At 39.2% G+C, this 255-nt stretch carries 1 protein-coding gene; it reads left to right on the top strand.

The genetic code is table 11. The features are described from left to right. Nucleotides 1–255 (top strand): IS110 family transposase (locus TEPIDINF_RS15005; RefSeq protein ID WP_421692409.1); only part of this gene is annotated, 255 nt, incomplete at both ends.

A 255-nucleotide genomic window follows, 5' to 3' on the forward strand; every position in this document is an offset into this window, starting at 1 on the left:
ACCTTACTTATACCAAAACCGATGACATAGATTTGTACCTAATTGCCGAAGCATTGGTTGGCAATAAAGCTACTAATTCTAAGCTTTCTGCTGGCGTATTTAGACAACTTCAAAACTTAACACGGGCTAGACGGAGTGAAATTAATAAGCGCTCATGCATCAAAATGGAACTTCGCGGTATTCATGACCAAATCTGGCGTGAATACCAGGGTTACAGTGTTCTTGTGGATAATAAGGTTAAAACAACCAAGATCT

Source organism: Tepidibacillus infernus, assembly GCF_048898065.1.
GTDB lineage: Bacteria > Bacillota > Bacilli > Tepidibacillales > Tepidibacillaceae > Tepidibacillus_B > Tepidibacillus_B infernus.